The sequence below is a fragment of the Stenotrophomonas lactitubi genome (genome assembly GCF_002803515.1).
Taxonomy (GTDB): Bacteria; Pseudomonadota; Gammaproteobacteria; order Xanthomonadales; family Xanthomonadaceae; genus Stenotrophomonas; species Stenotrophomonas lactitubi.
This window is the reverse complement of record NZ_PHQX01000001.1, coordinates 2,203,419-2,220,053: the sequence shown is the minus strand read 5'-3', so window position 1 is coordinate 2,220,053 and position 16,635 is coordinate 2,203,419. Positions and strand designations below refer to the sequence as shown.

Genomic DNA, 16,635 nt, shown 5'->3' with positions numbered 1-16,635 from the left:
TCAGCCGAACCAGCCGTGCAGCATCCACGGTGCATGCGGATCATTGCGCGTGCGGAAGGCCCAACCACGCTGGCCCTGCGCGGTTTCCACCACGTAATAGTCGCGGCGCGCATCAGCCTGGTCCCACCAGCCCGATTCGATCCGCTCCGGCCCGGCGACGATACGCAGGCGCGGATCGCGCAGCGGCTGCGGCGTATCCAGCAGCCAGCCGGGGCGCAGCGGCCACCAGGCAGGTGGCTTGGCCGGCGGTTGGGTGCCGCTGGCACGTTCAGGGCGGTGGTCGGCCTGCACGGCCAGTGGCTGCACGGCGTCATCGCCAAGGCGGGCACGCAGGCGCTCGCGCAGCTGCGTCCATGGCATTGCCTGCGCCGGGCGCGTGTCGAACAGATCGCGTGCGGCCGGCACGAACGGCGGCAGCTGCTCGGCCTGCAGGCGCAACGCACGGCTGCCGGCGGGCAGGGCGAAGGCTTCCATGCGGTTGCGCGCGATCTCGAACAGCAGCGCCGCATCACGTTCGGGGGCCAGCAGGCCGATGGTCAGTACGCTGGCCGGCAGCAGGTCGTGTTCGAAATGGAGGTCGAAACGCTGCACGCCGCCATCGCGCGAACACAGGAACGCGGCCAGGTCCAGCAGCAGGCGCCGCAGCGGGAACAGCAGGGCCTGGCTGGATTCGATCTCGTATTCGAATTCGATGCGCGCATCGAACCGGTCCGGCGGCTGGTAATAGCGCAACGGCGCGCTGCCCAGGCCGCGCACGGCATCCAGCTGCTGCAGCACCTCGGGGGCGAAGCGGCGGGCCAGGCTTTCGCGTGGCAGATCGAAGGCCGCGCCCAGCGTGCGCAGGCCGGAGCGTGCCAGTACGGTCACCGCATCAACGGGCAGGCCACTACGTGCCAGTGGCAGCTGCGCCAGTGCGGCGGGCAGTTGCTGCGCATCGATGCCAAGGCCATCGTGCACATTGGCCAGCACGCGCGCGGCATGCGGGTTGGGGGCGGCGACCAGGCGATGGCGGAAGCCCAGTTCGTGCAGGCCGTGGCGCAGGCGTTGTTCGATCGTCAGCCAATCGCCGAACAGGGCACGGCTGGCACCGATCTCCAGCACCAGCGCATGCGGAAAATCGAGGCTGACCAGCGAACTGGTGGCATACAGCCAGCTGGCCAGCAACTGCCGGGTGTGCTGTTCGGCGCTGGGATCGTAGTCGTGCAGCTGCAGGTCCTGCACCAGCACCTGCGCGGCCGACAGCAGCATGCCCGGGCGCAGCCCCGCTGCCCGCGCGGCAGGGCTGACCGCACGCAGCACACGACGCTGCGCCGGCCCCTGCAGCAGCACCAGCGGCCGCTGCGGATCCGGCTGCAGGCGCAGCACGCTGTCCAGCGCCAGCTGCGGCAACAACAGGCAGGCCCAGTGCATGGCGCGGCCTCAGTGGGCGATGGCCAGCGGCAACGGCTGCGCCGGTGGCAGCCCGCCGCGGCACTTCAACACCCGCACCTGGCCGTGGTCGAGCTGCAGGCGCAGGCTGGCCGGGGAGGGGTTGCGGGCGGCGCGGGCCTCGCGGAACACGAAACCCAGGCACTGGCCGCTGTCGGCAGCAACCTGCAGGCGACGCAGGGCGCGATCGTCGGCCTGCTGCGGCCAGCACAGCACGGCGGCGCAGGCAGCAGAGCGCAGGCACTGCTCGGTCGCCCACAGGGCCTGCTTTGGTGTGGCGTGGATGATCTGCAGCTGGGCCAGGTCGAGCCCGGCAGCGGCCCATGCCGGGGCATGCGGGCGGTAGGGCGGGGCGACCAGCACGATCGGCCGTTCGCGCTGGCTCAGTTTCGCCAGCGCCGGCCAGACCAGGGCCAGTTCGCCGACCCCGGGAGCGGCCTGCAGCACTTCGCACAGCCCGCTGGCCGGCCAGCCACCGCCGGGCAGGCGCGCGTCCAGCGCCGGGTGGCCACTGGCCAGATGGTCGCTGGCCTGGCCCTGGCGTGCCGGCCCGCGCCAGACCTGGCGGCCGTCCAGCAGGCGGTCGAGGGCGACGACGGCGCCCATCAGCCGGTCCTCCGAGAGAGGCGCCGGGCTGGCAGGAAGCGACAGGAGTGGGCGGAAACGGCAGGCATGGAACGAGTATCGACAGGCCGGTATCAGGGGCTGAGACCGGACATGCTACTCGGCTTGTGAGTAATATTACTAATGAAATCGGAGGGTGAGGTTTCAGCTTGCTGAAGGAGGTAAGGCATCCACGCATGGCGTGGATCTACTGGAGAATGGGGGCCTGGCCACAGTAGATCCACGCCATGCGTGGATGGGGGAAATGCGGTACCGACCAAGGTCGGCACCGCCGGATCCTGGCCCGGCGCTATCGGGTCACGGGCGGACCGGCAGGGCCACCGGGCGCAGCGGGGCGGCGTCGCCACCGCGGATCTTCAGCGGGCCACCGATGAAGGCGAACTCGTAGACCTTGTCGCGGGCCAGTTCATCCAGCGCCACCAGTTCGATGATCGGCGCGCCCTGCTGCGCCAGCAGGTAGGTGTGCAGCGGCACGTAGTCGTCCGACACTTCAGAAGGGAAGGTCTCGAAGCTGAGGTTGTCGGCGCCGACGATCATCGCGCCGCTGTCCTCGACCAGGAAACGCGCCGCATCCAGGCCCATGCCCGGCGGGTTGGCCATGTAGGCCCTGGGCTGTTCGAACAGGCGCATGCGACCGGTGCGGATCAGCACGATGTCGCCCTGCTGCAACTGCACGTGCTGGCGCGCCAGCGCATCCTTCAGGTCCTGGCGGGTGACGCGGTAGCTGTCCGGCAGCATGTCCATGCCCTTGGCGCCGGCCACGTCGATCAGCACGCCACGGGCGATCAGCGGCGGGAACTTCTCGATGCCGGTGACGTTCCAGCCGCGGTCGCCGAGGTGCTTGTCGGCCTCGAAGCCATTCCAGATCTTTCCATGGATGCCGAAGTGGTTCAGCGCATCGATGTGGGTACCGGTGTGGCTGTACATCGAGAACGCGGTGCCGGTGTAGCTGCGGGTGAGGTTCATCGTCTCGCCCACGCCCATCGGGTCGTCCATCACTGTGCCGCGCGGGGTGTGGGTCATCCAGAACTGGTAGTGCGGGTCGCCGGCATCCTGCCAGCTAGGCATGCCGACGTAGTACTCGGTAGCCAGATCGTAGGCCTTGCCGCCGCTGACCCGCGACAGGATCGCCGCGCGCGAGGCCTCGGTGATCAGGTTGAGGCGGCCGATCTCGTCCTTCGGCCCCCAGGGGCTGGTGCCGACCTGCTGGCCGGAAGGAACGCGTTCGTGTGCGGATACGGGAATGCTGACGGCGGCGCCGGCCAGCAGCAGGGCCAGGGCGGTGCCCAGGGTACGTGGGGTCATGGGAAATCTCCTTGCAGGGTGGGGAAACGGTGCGGCTCAGGCCGCGACCAGCGGCGCCAGGGCCTGGCGCAGTTGCGGCAGCGGCAGGGTCTGCAGGCGCAGGCCGTGGCCGGTGATGACGGTGGGAATGGAGCGGATGCCGAGCGCGGCAGCTTCAGCGCGGTCGGCCTGCACGCGCTGGCGCACCTCATCGCTGCGCATCCGGTCGGCGAAGACGCCACGCCGATGACCCAGGTGTTCGGCGATGTCCAGCAGCACTTCGGCATTACCGATGTTGCGGTGCTGGTGCAGGTGTGCCCACTGCACGGCATCGAACATCGAGCCGTGCGCGTCGTTGCCGCCGAGCATGCCGGCGGCCTGGCAGGCCAGCGCGCCGAGCCAGCCGGAGGGGTACTCGAAGTCCTGGGCACGCATGCCTTCGATGTCGATGCGCGCGCTGTCTTCATGCGCGGCGCAGTCGGCCCAGTGACGCAGGATGATGGCCTTGGCGCGCGGCATCGAGCCGAACACCTCGATCATCTGTTCGCGCGAGTCCTGCAGCACGAAGCTGCGGTGGCGGACCTGGATGCCGAGTTCGGCCGAGACCTGCTGCAGGCGCGGGGCCAGCACGAAGCACCAGCCGCAGACCACGTCATGGAAGAAATCGACCACCGGTGCAGTGGTGGTCAGTGAAGGAGAGGCGATCATCGGCCTGCCGTCCGTGAGAGGGGAGGCGGCAGAGTAGGCAGCGCCGCCGGGCCGAAACAGCACGCGGCGGGCAGCTCAGTTTTCGCTGGCGGTTACGAATCCAGGCCGGCGCAGGTGGGCAGCTCGGCGTGTAGGAAATCGATGAAGGCGCGTACCTTCGGTTGCAGGTGGCGCGCGGTGGGGTAGACCGCGTAGACGAACCGCGGCGGATAGCGATGGTCGGGCAGCACCTGCTGCAGCTCGCCGCTGGCCAGCGCCGGTGCGGCCAAGAACGAGGGCAGCGCACCGATACCGAGGCCGGCGACCAGCAGGTCACGCAGCAGCAGGCTGTTGTTGGCGGTGACCCGTGTCGGCAGGGTCACCGTGACCTGGCCATCGGGGCCGAGCAGCGGCCAGCTGCCGGGTGAATCGGACAGGCTGTAGCCGAGCACGCTGTGCGCCTGCAGTTCCTCCACCACCTGCGGTGCCGGATGGTGCTGCAGGTAGGACGGCGCCACGCATAGCACCTGCTGCAGCGACGCCAGGCGGCGTGCGACCAGCCGCGAATCTTCCAGCTCGGCGCGGATGCGCAGGGAGACATCGAAGCCTTCGCCGACCGCATCGAGCAGCCGGTCTTCCATCACCAGGTCGAGCGCAAGCTGCGGATGCTGCTGCAGGAAACGTGGCAGCAGCGGCGACAGCGTGCTCAGCGCGAACGACTGCGGTGCATTGACGCGCAGGCGTCCGCTCACTTCACCGCGCTGCTGGGCGATGCCGCGCTCCAGTGCGTCCAGCTCATCGAGCAGGCGGCAGCATTCGCGGTAATAGGCATGGCCGGTTTCGGTCAGGCTCATGCGGCGGGTGGTCCGCTGCAGCAGCACCACGCCCAGGTGCGTTTCCAGCGTGCGCAGCTGCTTGCTCAGCCCTGCTGGCGACAGGCCCAGGTCTTCGGCGGCGCGGGCCAGGCTGCCGCGTTCGACGATGCGGCGGAAGGCACGCATCAAGGTGAAGGAGTCCATGCCGGTCCCGGCCGCGATGAGGCCGCCATTGTAGATCCACGCCATGCGTGGATGGACGACGCGAGGTGTTGCGCCGTTTGTTCAAGCCGACAGTCTGTACGCCCCGCCAACATGCAGGCCCCTCACTTCCCGGGTTGCCCATGAAGCACTGGATGCTCCGCCTGTATGCCCCGTTGTTCCTGCTGGGTTTTGTTGCTGCCGCCATCGGCTGGGTCGGTCACCATCACGGTGATCCGCTGTGGCTGCTTGCCTTGCTGGCTGTGGCCATCACGGTGTCGTTCGCTGCCGAGCGGATGTGGCCATACGACCCGGCGTTCAACCACGACCATGGCGACCGCCTGCGTGACGTCCTGCATGCGCTGGTCAATGAAAGCCTGAACCTGCTGTCGATCGCCACAGTGCCGCTGCTGGCGGCGATCGTGCCCTGGCACATCTGGCCGATGCAGTGGCCATTCGCGCTGCAGGTGCTGGTGGCGATCATCGCGGCTGACCTTGGCATCACCCTGGTCCACTACGCCAGCCATCGCATCGGCTGGTTGTGGCGGCTGCATGCGGTGCATCACAGCGTGACCCGCATGTACGGTTTCAATGGATTGATGAAACACCCGCTGCACCAGGCCGCCGAAGCAGTGGGTGGCGTATTGCCGCTGCTGTTGCTGGGAATGCCGATGCCGGTGGCCGCAGTGCTGGCGTTTGCCATTGCGATCCAGTTGCTGCTGCAGCATTCCAACGTGGACATGCGCCCGAGTGTGCTGGGCAGGGTGATGGCATGGGCGCCGCTGCATCGTTTCCACCACATCCGCTATGGCACTGCGGGCGACGTCAATTTCGGTTTGTTCCTGACCGTGTGGGACCAACTGCTGGGAACGGCGTTCGATGCGCCGGGCTATCGGCTGGGGCAGCGTGATCTGGGTATTGGCAGCCAGCCGGACTATCCGCAGGCGTATTCCGCACAACTGCTGGCGCCCTTCCGCGAGCTGCCGCATGGCGATGTGCCGGAGCTGCCGGAGGGGCTGCGCAGGCGCGGTTGACCGGTGCGTCAGGCCGCGTGCAGCTGCAGGCCCTGCAGTTGCGCGGCGCCGATGCCGAACATGCGGCGCAGGCTGCGCGAGAGGTGGGGCAGGTCGGCGAAACCGGCGGCATGCGCGCTGTCGGTCAGGCTGTGCCCGCGCAGATGATGCGCCAGTGCGCTGCGCAGCCGTTGCCACAGCACCCAGCCGCGCAGGGTCACGGCCAAGTCGGACTGGAAGCGCCGATGCAGCTGGCTGGTCGACAGATGCGCGGCCTCGGCGATATCGGCGGCCGGCACCGGGCCGGGCAGGTGCTGGGTGATGCGGGCCAGCGCCGCCTGCACGCGACGGTCCAGGGGCTGCGGTCGGCTCAGCCGTGGCAGCCATTCGTGCAGCTGCGCGGCATTGCCTGGCAACGACTGAAGGTGCTGCTGGATCTGATCGAGGTCGGCATGCGCCGGTTCGAGGAACACCGTGCAGCCGTCAGTGGGAGCCGACAGGATCGCGTGTGGCTGGAAGGAGGTCAGCCATAACCGCTGGCCCTGCTGCCGCGCGCCATCGATCTCGATCTGCCAGGGCGCGCCTTCGCTCAGCAGCAGTTGATGGGCGTAGTGCGCATGCGCAGCGCTGTCACCGGCGTGGCCCTGCAGCACGGCAACGTGTGCATCCAGCAGCAGGGTGCCATTCCAGGGTAGAGCGTTGTGGGGCATGGTCGCATTGTAGATCCACGCCATGCGTGGATGGCGGTCATGGTGCCGCATGTCTCCGGGTGCAAGGCATCCACGCATGGCGTGGATCTACTGAGGTGGGGCGCGCCACCTCAGCGCCCCTGCGGGTCCGGCCGATGGTGCACGTACTCGACGACGGTGCCATCGGGATGCACCGCATTGAACGCCGCACCGGTGGGCACTACCTGCAGCGGGAAGATGATCTCGGCGCCAGCGGCCACCAGCTTGTCGTGATACGGCCGAACGTCGTCGACCAGCAACGTGCCCGTTGTCGAAGTGAAGGGCGCCAGTGCCTCGTCGCAGCCTTCGATCAGCAGGAACGCACCGACCATCGCCAGCCGCAGGCCCGCCTCGGGAAACGGAAAGCCGGCATCGGCGACCACACCCTGCAGCTGCTCGTAGAAGGCCACGCTGCGTTCCAGCTCGCCGGGGGCGACGAATACCCGGATCAGCACGCGCGGGCTGCGCTGGCTGGAGGTGTCACAGCGGTCGCGCCAGAGATGGTCGAAGTCGCGATGTACGGTCATGGGCTCGATTCGTCGCCGGGGAGATCCATTATCGGCAGCCTCGCGCGGCCCGCTGATGACCGCCGGTGATGGGCTGATAACCATCGTGCAGGTGGCGCCTGTGACTTAGGTCCTGTTGACAGCGATGAACGCCCTCGCACACTCTTCACATGATGGGTCGCCCTGCGCGGCCCGGACAGGCAGGTTGTCACGCACGGGAGGAGGGTCCCGCGCGCAGACCGGTCCGTCCTCTGGCCTGCAAGGCGTTGCCCGGCAACGCATGCGCGGCATGACGCTGCACCCTTCGGCGGCACTTTCCCTGGACCGATTGCCTTGGCAACGGAATTACGCCCGCCGATGAAAACGTTTACAAAGCCGCTCGCCCTGTCCCTGGCCCTGTCTGCCGCACTAGCCACCCCGGCCTGGGCCGACTCCGCCGCCTTCACCGTGCTGACCCTGGAGCAGGCGCCGGCAGCGGACGCGATGCCGGCCCTGGCTGCACAGTTGAAGACCCTGCAGGTGGACGCGGTCAGCGTTCGCCAGGTACAGCGCGGCATCGGCCAGGTCGATCCGCTGCAGCTGCTGGCCGATGGTCTGGGCTACCAGTACCGTTTCATCGCCGCCGGCAAGGATGATGGCCAGACCCAGCACGGCCAGGCCGTGTTGACCCGGCTGCCGATCGCCGCCGAATCCGGCCCGGACCAGCCGGGCCTGAACTACCTGCGCCTGGATGACGGTCGCCATGCGGTGGCGGTCTACACCGACGCGGGCGCCGGTGCCACGCAGTTGCCGGCGCTGGTGTCGCGTTCGCGGCTCGGCGCGCCGGCCGTGCTGCTCGGTGCGGTAGCCGGTGAATCGGCCAAGGCCGCCGGCTTCGACCCGGCACGCGTGGCCCTGGAAGCCGATGCCAGCTATTTCAGCGATGGTTTCCAGGCTGCCAGCAGTGCGCCGTTCAAGGTGGAAGGCAGCACGCTGCGTGCGACCCTGTTGACGCTGGCTTATGCCGCCGACAAGGGCGGCGAGCAGCCGTGGATGGACACCACGCTCACCGCTGATGCGCGCGCTGCGCTGCTGCTGAAGGCGATGACCGAGGACGAGAAGTTCCAGATGCTGCACAGCTACTTCGGGCTGGGCAAGGATGGCGGCAAGCTGCCGGAAGGCGCGGTGGGTTCGGCCGGTTTCGTGCCGGGGGTGGCGCGCCTGGGCATTCCGTCGCAGCAGTCGGCCGACGCCGGCGTGGGCGTGACCAATCCGGGTGGTATCCGCCCGGGTGATTTCGCCACGGCGATGCCGTCGGGCCCGTCCACGGCGTCCACCTGGAACCGGGGTGTTGCCTTTGCCGGCGGCGCAACGATGGGCCGCGAAGCCTGGCAGCAGCGCTTCAACATCCTGCTGTCCGGCAGCGTCAACCTGCAGCGTGACCCGCGCAACGGCCGCAACTTCGAATACGCCGGTGAAGACCCGCTGCTGGCCGGTTCGATGGTCGGTGCGCTGATCCAGGGCGTGCAGAGCCAGCACGTGATCTCCTCGATGAAGCACTTCGCGCTGAACGACATGGAGACCCGCCGCAACTTCCACGACGTGCGCATCGGCGAGCAGGCCATGCACGAATCGGACCTGCTGGCGTTCGAGATCGCGCTGGAAGCCGGTCGTCCGGGCGTGGCGATGTGTTCCTACAACAAGATCAATGGCACCTACGGCTGCGAGAACGGCTACCTGATGAACCAGGTGCTGAAGCAGGAGTGGAAATTCCCCGGTTTCGTGATGTCCGACTGGGGCGGCGTGCACAGCGGTTCGAAGGCGGCGCTGGCCGGCCTGGACCAGCAGTCGGCCGGTGAAGTGTTCGATGCGGCAGTGTTCTTCGATGAGCCGCTGCGTCTGGCCGTGCACGGCGGCGTAGTGCCGCAGGTGCGCCTGAACGACATGGTGGCGCGCATCCTGCGCACGATGTTCCTGCACGGCAACTTCGACAACCCGCCGCAGCACCAGAAGGTCGACGCCGAGGCCGGTTTCGCCGTGGCCCAGCGCACGGTGGAAGAAGGCAGCGTGCTGCTGCGCAATGAAGGCAGCCTGCTGCCGCTGGCCGACAGCGCCAAGCGCATCGTCATCATCGGTGGCCATGCCGACAAGGGCGTGATCGGTGGCGGTGGTTCGTCGATGGTGGGCGTTACTGCCAAGGGCACCAATGCGGTGCCGGGCGTGCTGCCGACCACCTGGCCGGGCCCGGTGATCTTCCACCCGTCTTCGCCGTTGGAATCGCTGCGTGCCGCGCGTCCGGATGCCACCATCACCTATGTGGACGGCACCAATGCTGCCGCTGCGGCCAAGGCTGCCGCACAGGCGGATGTGGCCATCGTGTTTGCTACCCAGTGGGCCGCCGAATCGGTGGACCTGCCGGACATGCAGTTGCCGGACAACCAGGATGCGCTGATTTCAGCGGTGGCCAAGGCCAACCCGAAGACCGTGCTGGTGCTGGAGACCAATGGCCCGGTGCGCACGCCGTGGCTGGCACAGGTGCCGGCGGTGCTGCAGGCCTGGTACCCGGGCATCCGTGGCGGTGAAGGCATTGCCGCACTGCTGACCGGCCAGGCCAATCCGTCCGGCCGTCTGCCGGTGACCTGGGTGGTGGACGAATCGCAGCTGCCGCGCCCGCACATCGATGGCCTCGGCTTCAAGCCGGCCAAGCCGTTCGGCGATGTGTTCGATTTCGATATCGAAGGTGCAAACGTCGGCTACAAGTGGATGGCAGCCAAGGGCCTGACCCCGACCTTCGCGTTCGGCCACGGCCTGTCCTACACCTCGTTCGCCTATGAAAACCTGAAGGTGAGCGTGGAAGGCTCGCGTCTGGTCGCCAGCGTCGACATCCGCAACACCGGCAAGCGCGCGGGTGCAGATGTCGCCCAGCTGTACCTGAAGCTGCCGGCCGGCAGCACCACGCCGATCCGCCTGATCGGCTACGACAAGGTCGAGCTGCAGCCGGGCGAGCAGCGCCGCATCCGCATCGAAGCCGAGCCGAAGACCCTGGCCCATTACGATGCACAGGCCCGCCAGTGGAAGATCGAGGGCGGCACCTACCAGGTGCAGCTGTCGCGCAACGCCAGCGAGCCGCTGCAGACGGTGGACGTGCAGCTGGTGGAGCAGGTGCTGCGCTGATACGGCGGGTTGTTGATGCTTGAAGACACGGCCCCGCAAGGGGCCGTGAAAAAAGGGGACGGAGGGGATTAAGTCGTTTATGCCACAAACGACTTAATCCCCTCCGTCCCCTTTTCATGTTCCAAACCACACGCGCAGGAAATCGATCAGCTGCCGCACCTTCGGCGATGGCTGCGTGCTGTGCGGGTATACCGCGTACACGCTCTGCTGCGGAAAGCGGTGCTGGCGCAGAACGGGCCGCAGGCGGTCGTGGGCGAGGTCGTCTTCGATCAGCCAGCGTGGCAGCACGGTGACACCTGCACCGGCCACGGCGAACGCGCGCAGGCTGCTGGCCCCATCCACGCGTATCACTGCGTTGCCCGGGTTGGTGGCGAACAGGGCATCGCTGCCATCCGGTGCGACCACCGGCACATCGGCCAGACGCGGATAGCCAAGGCGGGGCAGGGTGCCCAACTGTACGGGGTCATCGACAGCATCGGCGGATGGCAGGCGAGCCAGCAAAGCGGGTGCGGCGACTGCGCACAGCGGATGCCGCTCCAGCTCGCTGGCATGCAGTCCCGAGTCCGGCAGGCGGCCTAGGCGGATCGCCAGGTCGAAGCGTTCGGGAATCAGGTCGGCCGGTGCTGGCGAGGTCGATAGATGCAGCACCAGCGCTGGATGCTGCGCGCGAAAGGCTTCCAGCGCCGGAATCAGCCGCAGCTGCGCGTACTCCGGGGTGGTGGTCAGGCGCAGCATGCCCTGCAGTTGATGCTGGTCGCGGCGTGCGGCATCGATCGCGGCCTGCGCGGCATCCAGTGCCTGCACGCAGTGCTGCAGGAACTGTTCGCCGGCCTCGGTCAGCGCAAGGTGGCGGGTACTGCGCAGCAGCAGGGTTACCCCGAGTTCCTGCTCCAACCGCTTCAGGTTGAAGCTGACCACGGCGCGGCTCAGGCCCAGGCGCTCGGCAGCGGCGGTCAGGCTGCCGGCCTCGACCACGGCGCGGAAGATATCGAAGCGATCGAGGCTGACCATGGCGATTAATTGTCAAAATGCATTTGACAGTGTTGCAGCTTCCGTCGTGTTTTTCCAACAACGCCGGTCCGCCATGCTGGCGCCTTCGCTGCTGGAGCCTGCTGATGCCTTCCCCGCGCCTGCGCCATGAGGCGATCTTTCTGCTGGTGTTCGCCCTGGACCTGGTCAACATGTTCATCGCCACGGTGGCCTATCCGGCGCTGGCGGCCGAGCTGCATGCGGACGTCGGTACCCTGGCCTGGGTGGGCACCGCCTACATGCTGGGCCTGAGCGTGGTGATTCCGCTGGCACCGTGGCTGGCCGCGCGCTGCGGTGAGCGTCGCCTGCTGCTGGTTGCCTTGTTGCTGTTCGCGGTGGCCGCGGGCCTGGCCGGCGCCGCACCGTCCATTGGCTGGCTGCTGGGCTGGCGGTTGCTGCAGGGGCTGGCCGGTGGCCTGCTGATTCCGGTGGCACAGGCGGCGGCGTACCGGCAGTGCACGCCTGAACAGCGCGGTGCGCTGACCCGGCGCATCCTGCTGGTGGCGTTGCTGGTGCCGGCACTGGCACCGGCCCTTGGCGGCCTGCTGGTGCAATGGTTGTCCTGGCGCGGCGTGCTGTGGGCCAGCCTGCCGCTGGCGGTGCTGGCGATCGCCCTGGTACTGGCGTGGATGCCAGCCGATGGCCGGCGCAGCGCGCCACGCTTGCTGGGCTATGCGTTGACCACCGCGATGTCTGCGCTGGGCGCGTTGCTGCTGGCGCTGACCTGGCTGGGTGAGCCTGGCCATCGCTTCGCCGGCGCAGGATTGCTGCTGCTGGCGGTGGCGCTGGCCATCGCCCATCTGCGCCATGCGCGCCGGCAGCCGCAGCCGCTGCTGCGCTGGTCGCTGCTGTCACACAGTGGCCTGCGCATGGCGATGCTGGTGTATCTGGCAGTACCGGGGGTATTCATCGGCAGCCAGCTGGCCAGTACCCTGCAGTTGAACCACGCCGGTTACAGCGCCGCGCAGATCGGCGCCCTGATGCTGCCGTGGGCGCTGGCTTCGGCACTGGCGATCACCGGCAGCCGGCGACTGCTGGCGCGCTTCGGGCCGGGCACGGTGCTGCGGCTGGGCATGGTCCTGCAGGCCAGCGGTCTGCTGTTGATGGCGCTGCAATCACAGCCGTCGTTTGTGCTGGCCGCCATGCTGTTCGCCTTGATGGGGGCGGGTGGCAGTCTGTGCAGCAGCACCGCGCAGACACTGGCGTTCCATGGTGTGGACGCCGAGGCGCTGGGCGATGCCAGTGCGCTGTGGAACCTCAACCGCCAGCTCAGCTTCTGCCTGGGTACCGCCGCCATCGCCCTGCTGCTGGCGCTGGCCATGCAGTGGTGGCCGGCGCATGCCACCGGCGTGGCGCTGGGCCTGGCTGCCGTACTCACCTTGTTGCCGCTGGCGCTGCTGCGCCGGTCGCAGCTGCATTTCCTTTCCACGACGGAGACTGCTTGATGGACATGACCGCCGAACACGAAATCCACTTTCTGCACGACAAGCTGCAGGCCTGGTTCCGCGCAGAGGTCGCGGCCGATGCGCTGGACGATCTGATGATGCACTTCTGCGCGGACTTCAGCATGGTCGGCATTGCCGGACGCAGGTTGGACCGGAGTGCCGTACAGGCGTTGTTCGCAGGTGGCCACGGTGCACGACCTGGGCTGCAGATCGCCGTCGAGGCTGTGCAGGCGGTCGACGCCCCGTCGCCGCTGGCGGTGCTGCGCTACCGCGAGGGACATGCTGTAGGCGAGGGAGAAACCACATGGCGGGAATCGCTGGCGGTGCTGCGGCAGGAAGACGGTCGCTGGCGCTGGCTGGCGCTGCATGAGGTAACGGTGGCGTGATGGATCCGCCGGGCATGGCCCGGCGCTACCGTGGTTGGTCGCGGACGGGTAGCGCCGGGCCATGCCCGGCGAACGCAGCGGCAGCAGACCGCACATGTGCCATCAGTCCTGCCTGTAAACGCCGCAGAATGCAAAGCCGGCACACGCTTTGGCGGGGGCTACGGGAGTAGGCTGGGGCCTTTCCTGCCGGGAGGTGATGTCCATGCGTGTGCGTGCCGTTGCTGTTGCCGTAGCCTTGAGCCTGTCCAGCACCGTGCTGGCCGCCGACACGCCGCCGATGACCCCGGACATCAGCGGAAAACCCTTCATCGCTCCCGATGTGGGCCGCGACTACGACAAGCGCGTGGTGATGGTGCCGATGCGCGATGGCACCAGGCTGTATACGGTGATCGTGGTACCCAAGGGCGCCCACAACGCGCCGATCCTGTTGACCCGCACACCGTACGACGCCGCCGGCCGCGCCAGCCGCAGTGATTCTCCGCGCATGCGCGATCTGCTGCCGCAGGGCGATGAAGTGTTCGTCGATGGCGGCTACATCCGCGTGTTCCAGGACATCCGTGGCAAGTTCGGTTCCGAGGGCGATTACGTGATGACCCGGCCGCTGCGCGGGCCGCTGAACGGTACCAAGGTCGATCATTCCACCGATGCGTGGGACACCATCGATTGGCTGGTCAAGCATGTGCCGGAAACCAATGGCAAGGTCGGCATGCTCGGCTCGTCGTATGAAGGCTTTACCGTGGTGATGGCGCTGACCGATCCACACCCGGCACTGAAGGTGGCAGCGCCGCAGAGCCCGATGGTCGATGGCTGGATGGGCGACGACTGGCTCAACTACGGCGCCTTCCGTCAGGTCAATTTCAACTACTTTGCGATGCAGACCGAGAAGCGCGGCAAGGGCACGCCGCTGCCTTCGCTGGGCTACGACGATTACAGCACTTTCCTGCGCATCGGCTCGGCCGGCGACTATGCGCACTTCACCGGCGTGGACCAGCTGACCTGGTGGAAGAAGCTGGTGCAGCACCCGGCATACGATGCGTTCTGGCAGGGCCAGGCGCTGGATGCTGTGATGGCGAAGACGCCGCTGAAGGTGCCGACCATGTGGCTGCAGGGCCTGTGGGACCAGGAAGACATGTGGGGTGCCAACCATGCCTACCAGGCGATGGAAGGGCGCGATACCGGCAACACCCACAACTACCTGGTGATGGGGCCGTGGCGGCACAGCCAGGTGAACTATGACGGCAGCCAACTCGGGGCGCTGAAATTCGATGGCGATACCGCGCTGCAGTTCCGCCGCGACGTGCTCAAGCCGTTCTTCGACCAGTACCTGGTGGACGGCGCGCCGAAGGCCGATACGCCACCGGTGCTGGTCTACAACACCGGTGAAAACCATTGGGACCGCCTGCAGGGCTGGCCGCGCAGCTGCGAGAAGGCGTGCGCGGCAAACAGCAAGCCGCTGTACCTGCGTGCCGGTGGCAAGCTGGCGTTCCAGGCGCCGGCGACGGGCGAGGGCGACTTCGAGGAATACGTGTCCGATCCGGCCAAGCCGGTGCCGTTCGTACCGCGGCCGGTGCGCTTCGGTGACCGCGACATGTGGACCACCTGGCTGGTCAAGGACCAGCGCTTTGTCGATGGCCGGCCTGACGTGCTGACCTTCATCACCGAGCCGTTGACCGCGCCGCTGCGCATCGGTGGCGCGCCGGTGGTGAACCTGCAGGCGTCCACCAGTGGCACCGACAGCGACTGGGTGGTGAAGCTGATCGACGTCTATCCCGACCAGGAGGCATCGACGCCGGAAATGGGCGGCTATGAGCTGCCGGTGTCACTGGCGATCTTCCGTGGCCGTTACCGCGAGAGCTTCAGCGATCCCAAGGCGCTGGCGGCCAACCAGGTGCTGCCGTACCGCTTCGACCTGCCCAATGCCAACCACACCTTCCAGAAGGGCCACCGGGTGATGGTGCAGGTGCAGTCCAGCCTGTTCCCGCTGTACGACCGCAACCCGCAGACCTACGTGCCCAACATCTACCTGGCCAAGCCGGGTGATTACCAGAAGGCCACGCAGCGGGTGTGGCACAGCGCCGCGCAGGCCAGCTACATCGAGCTGCCGGTGTATTGAGGCGGAGGGGGTGACGCCGGGCATGGCCCGGCGCTACCCGGGGCGGCGCACGATGTTGGTAGCGCCGGGCCATGCCCGGCGTCTGCGATGACGCGAAAGCGTGTCGACCAAGGTCGACACCTACCAGAGCTGAGCCATAGCATGTCGATCGGGGCTGCGCGATGCCGGTAGTGCCGGCCGCTGGCCGGCATCCGCGATGACGCGAAAGCGTGTCGACCAAGGTCGACACCTACCAGAGCAGATGGCTTCAGCCGACCTTCGATGGCCCGGTGCGCCAGCGGCTGGGCACCAGCCCGAAGCGCTTGCGGAATGCCGCGGCGAAGTTGCTGGGATGCCGATAGCCGGTTTCTGCAGCGGCCCGCTCCACGCTCCAGCCGGATTCGCGAAGGCCCTGCTCGGCATGACGCATACGCTGTTCGTGCAGGTAGTCGAATACCGAGCAGCCATATTCCTGGACGAAGTGCCGGCGCAGCGCGCTGGGGCTCATGCAGGCCAACTGGGCCAGCTCGACCAGGCTGTGCGCATGGCTGGGGTCATCGTGCAGGAAGGCCCGCACACGCTCGAGCCGGCTGCGCTGGCCGCTGCGCAGCATGCGTGCGCCTTCAACGTGCAGATCATCGGCCTGCAGGCCCACCGTCAGCAGCTGCAGCGCCACGCCTTCGCGCCAGAGTGCATCCAGATCGTCCTGCCAAGGGCTGTCGAACAACTGCGCGAGGGTCGGCAGCATCGCGTGCGGGATGGCCCAATGGCGGCATTCCAGCGACGCGCGCAACGCCTGTTGCAGCTGCGGTTGCTGGAACACGTCCGGATCCAGGTCGGCGGGCACCAACAGGCTGATGCCACGCAGGCGCGTATTGCTCGGATGGACGCCGACCATCGCCACATGGTCGCGGTGGCTGGTGGTCACTGCGGTGCCTGCGCGCAGGCTGAAATCACTGCGGTTGGGAACCTGCACGTCGACCTGGCCCTGCAGCATCACGCGGATGACCAGGCCGGGCCTTTCGTGCGCTGTGGCGGTATAGGCGATGCGGTTGTGCACATCCGATGCGAGCAGGCTCATGCCCCCGCGCAGGGTCTGTTCGTGCAGGTCGCCGTGCCCGGCCCACTGTTCTTCGCGCAGGTGGCTTGGCTCGGCACGGTAGTCATAGCCGTGTCGCTGGCCAAAACGGCGGTAATCGGCAAACGTGAAATATCGGGACATCGCTCGGCGCTCAACAATAAAA

14 protein-coding genes are annotated in these 16,635 nt (G+C 67.6%); 5 read left to right on the top strand and 9 right to left on the bottom strand.

From position 1 onward, the window contains the following. The 5 genes from CR156_RS10385 to CR156_RS10365 form a co-directional block, all read right to left on the bottom strand. Nucleotides 1–1,410: a Y-family DNA polymerase gene (locus CR156_RS10385; RefSeq protein WP_100552800.1), complete on the bottom strand. Its 1,410-nt coding sequence runs from the start codon at nucleotides 1,408–1,410 to the stop codon at nucleotides 1–3. Between the two features lie 9 nt (nucleotides 1,411–1,419). Further along, nucleotides 1,420–2,034 (bottom strand): translesion DNA synthesis-associated protein ImuA, encoded by a 615-nt coding sequence (imuA, locus tag CR156_RS10380; RefSeq protein WP_100552799.1) that lies wholly within the window; start codon nucleotides 2,032–2,034, stop codon nucleotides 1,420–1,422. Nucleotides 2,035–2,349: 315 nt separating this feature from the next. Continuing rightward, nucleotides 2,350–3,357, bottom strand: coding sequence for a cyclase family protein (locus CR156_RS10375; protein WP_089235963.1), 1,008 nt, complete (start codon nucleotides 3,355–3,357; stop codon nucleotides 2,350–2,352). A 36-nt stretch (nucleotides 3,358–3,393) separates the two neighbouring features. After that, nucleotides 3,394–4,044, bottom strand: a complete 651-nt coding sequence (locus tag CR156_RS10370) for a DsbA family oxidoreductase (protein WP_100552798.1) — start codon at nucleotides 4,042–4,044, stop codon at nucleotides 3,394–3,396. A gap of 92 nt (nucleotides 4,045–4,136) precedes the next feature. Then, complete coding sequence (locus tag CR156_RS10365; RefSeq protein WP_207764197.1) at nucleotides 4,137–5,087, bottom strand: LysR substrate-binding domain-containing protein; 951 nt, start codon at nucleotides 5,085–5,087, stop codon at nucleotides 4,137–4,139. Between the two features lie 107 nt (nucleotides 5,088–5,194). On the opposite strand from CR156_RS10365, the gene CR156_RS10360 reads away from it, so the two are divergent. Continuing rightward, nucleotides 5,195–6,073, top strand: a complete 879-nt coding sequence (locus CR156_RS10360; protein WP_243381788.1) for a sterol desaturase family protein — start codon at nucleotides 5,195–5,197, stop codon at nucleotides 6,071–6,073. Between the two features lie 8 nt (nucleotides 6,074–6,081). Here CR156_RS10360 and CR156_RS10355 read toward each other — a convergent pair whose 3' ends face one another. Continuing rightward, nucleotides 6,082–6,786, bottom strand: coding sequence for a helix-turn-helix domain-containing protein (locus CR156_RS10355; RefSeq protein ID WP_100552796.1), 705 nt, complete (start codon nucleotides 6,784–6,786; stop codon nucleotides 6,082–6,084). Between the two features lie 86 nt (nucleotides 6,787–6,872). Continuing rightward, complete coding sequence (locus CR156_RS10350) at nucleotides 6,873–7,307, bottom strand: VOC family protein (RefSeq protein WP_100552795.1); 435 nt, start codon at nucleotides 7,305–7,307, stop codon at nucleotides 6,873–6,875. 336 nt (nucleotides 7,308–7,643) lie between these two features. On the opposite strand from CR156_RS10350, the gene CR156_RS10345 reads away from it, so the two are divergent. Then, nucleotides 7,644–10,439, top strand: coding sequence for a beta-glucosidase family protein (locus CR156_RS10345; protein WP_100552794.1), 2,796 nt, complete (start codon nucleotides 7,644–7,646; stop codon nucleotides 10,437–10,439). Between the two features lie 114 nt (nucleotides 10,440–10,553). On the opposite strand, the gene CR156_RS10340 is transcribed toward CR156_RS10345, so the two are convergent. After that, nucleotides 10,554–11,450, bottom strand: coding sequence for a LysR family transcriptional regulator (locus CR156_RS10340; RefSeq protein WP_100552793.1), 897 nt, complete (start codon nucleotides 11,448–11,450; stop codon nucleotides 10,554–10,556). Nucleotides 11,451–11,554: 104 nt separating this feature from the next. Here CR156_RS10340 and CR156_RS10335 point away from each other — a divergent pair, with 104 nt between their 5' ends. The 3 genes from CR156_RS10335 (at nucleotide 11,555) to CR156_RS10325 (ending at nucleotide 15,412) form a co-directional block, all read left to right on the top strand. After that, entirely contained in the window at nucleotides 11,555–12,913 is a 1,359-nt protein-coding gene (locus CR156_RS10335; protein WP_100552792.1) for an MFS transporter, read from the top strand. Then, nucleotides 12,913–13,299 (top strand): DUF4440 domain-containing protein, encoded by a 387-nt coding sequence (locus tag CR156_RS10330; protein ID WP_100552791.1) that lies wholly within the window; start codon nucleotides 12,913–12,915, stop codon nucleotides 13,297–13,299. The genes CR156_RS10335 and CR156_RS10330 overlap by 1 nt, the downstream gene beginning before the upstream one ends. Nucleotides 13,300–13,501: 202 nt before the next feature. Beyond that, a complete protein-coding gene (locus CR156_RS10325; protein WP_100552790.1) occupies nucleotides 13,502–15,412 on the top strand; it encodes a CocE/NonD family hydrolase in 1,911 nt (636 codons plus the stop codon). A 247-nt stretch (nucleotides 15,413–15,659) separates the two neighbouring features. On the opposite strand, the gene CR156_RS10320 is transcribed toward CR156_RS10325, so the two are convergent. Continuing rightward, entirely contained in the window at nucleotides 15,660–16,613 is a 954-nt protein-coding gene (locus CR156_RS10320; protein ID WP_100552789.1) for a helix-turn-helix transcriptional regulator, read from the bottom strand. Between the last annotated feature and the right edge of the window lie 22 nt (nucleotides 16,614–16,635).

Excerpts from the sequence above, each read along its gene's own strand:
- CR156_RS10350 (WP_100552795.1), bottom strand. The coding sequence starts at position 7,307 with ATGACCGTACATCGCGACTTCGACCATCTCTGGCGCGACCGCTGTGAC.
- CR156_RS10345 (WP_100552794.1), top strand. The coding sequence starts at position 7,644 with ATGAAAACGTTTACAAAGCCGCTCGCCCTGTCCCTGGCCCTGTCTGCC.
- CR156_RS10385 (WP_100552800.1), bottom strand. The coding sequence starts at position 1,410 with ATGCACTGGGCCTGCCTGTTGTTGCCGCAGCTGGCGCTGGACAGCGTG.
- CR156_RS10330 (WP_100552791.1), top strand. The coding sequence starts at position 12,913 with ATGGACATGACCGCCGAACACGAAATCCACTTTCTGCACGACAAGCTG.
- CR156_RS10325 (WP_100552790.1), top strand. The coding sequence starts at position 13,502 with ATGCGTGTGCGTGCCGTTGCTGTTGCCGTAGCCTTGAGCCTGTCCAGC.
- CR156_RS10375 (WP_089235963.1), bottom strand. The coding sequence starts at position 3,357 with ATGACCCCACGTACCCTGGGCACCGCCCTGGCCCTGCTGCTGGCCGGC.
- CR156_RS10370 (WP_100552798.1), bottom strand. The coding sequence starts at position 4,044 with ATGATCGCCTCTCCTTCACTGACCACCACTGCACCGGTGGTCGATTTC.
- CR156_RS10320 (WP_100552789.1), bottom strand. The coding sequence starts at position 16,613 with ATGTCCCGATATTTCACGTTTGCCGATTACCGCCGTTTTGGCCAGCGA.
- imuA (WP_100552799.1), bottom strand. The coding sequence starts at position 2,034 with ATGGGCGCCGTCGTCGCCCTCGACCGCCTGCTGGACGGCCGCCAGGTC.
- CR156_RS10340 (WP_100552793.1), bottom strand. The coding sequence starts at position 11,450 with ATGGTCAGCCTCGATCGCTTCGATATCTTCCGCGCCGTGGTCGAGGCC.
- CR156_RS10335 (WP_100552792.1), top strand. The coding sequence starts at position 11,555 with ATGCCTTCCCCGCGCCTGCGCCATGAGGCGATCTTTCTGCTGGTGTTC.
- CR156_RS10365 (WP_207764197.1), bottom strand. The coding sequence starts at position 5,087 with ATGGCGTGGATCTACAATGGCGGCCTCATCGCGGCCGGGACCGGCATG.
- CR156_RS10355 (WP_100552796.1), bottom strand. The coding sequence starts at position 6,786 with ATGGCGTGGATCTACAATGCGACCATGCCCCACAACGCTCTACCCTGG.
- CR156_RS10360 (WP_243381788.1), top strand. The coding sequence starts at position 5,195 with ATGCTCCGCCTGTATGCCCCGTTGTTCCTGCTGGGTTTTGTTGCTGCC.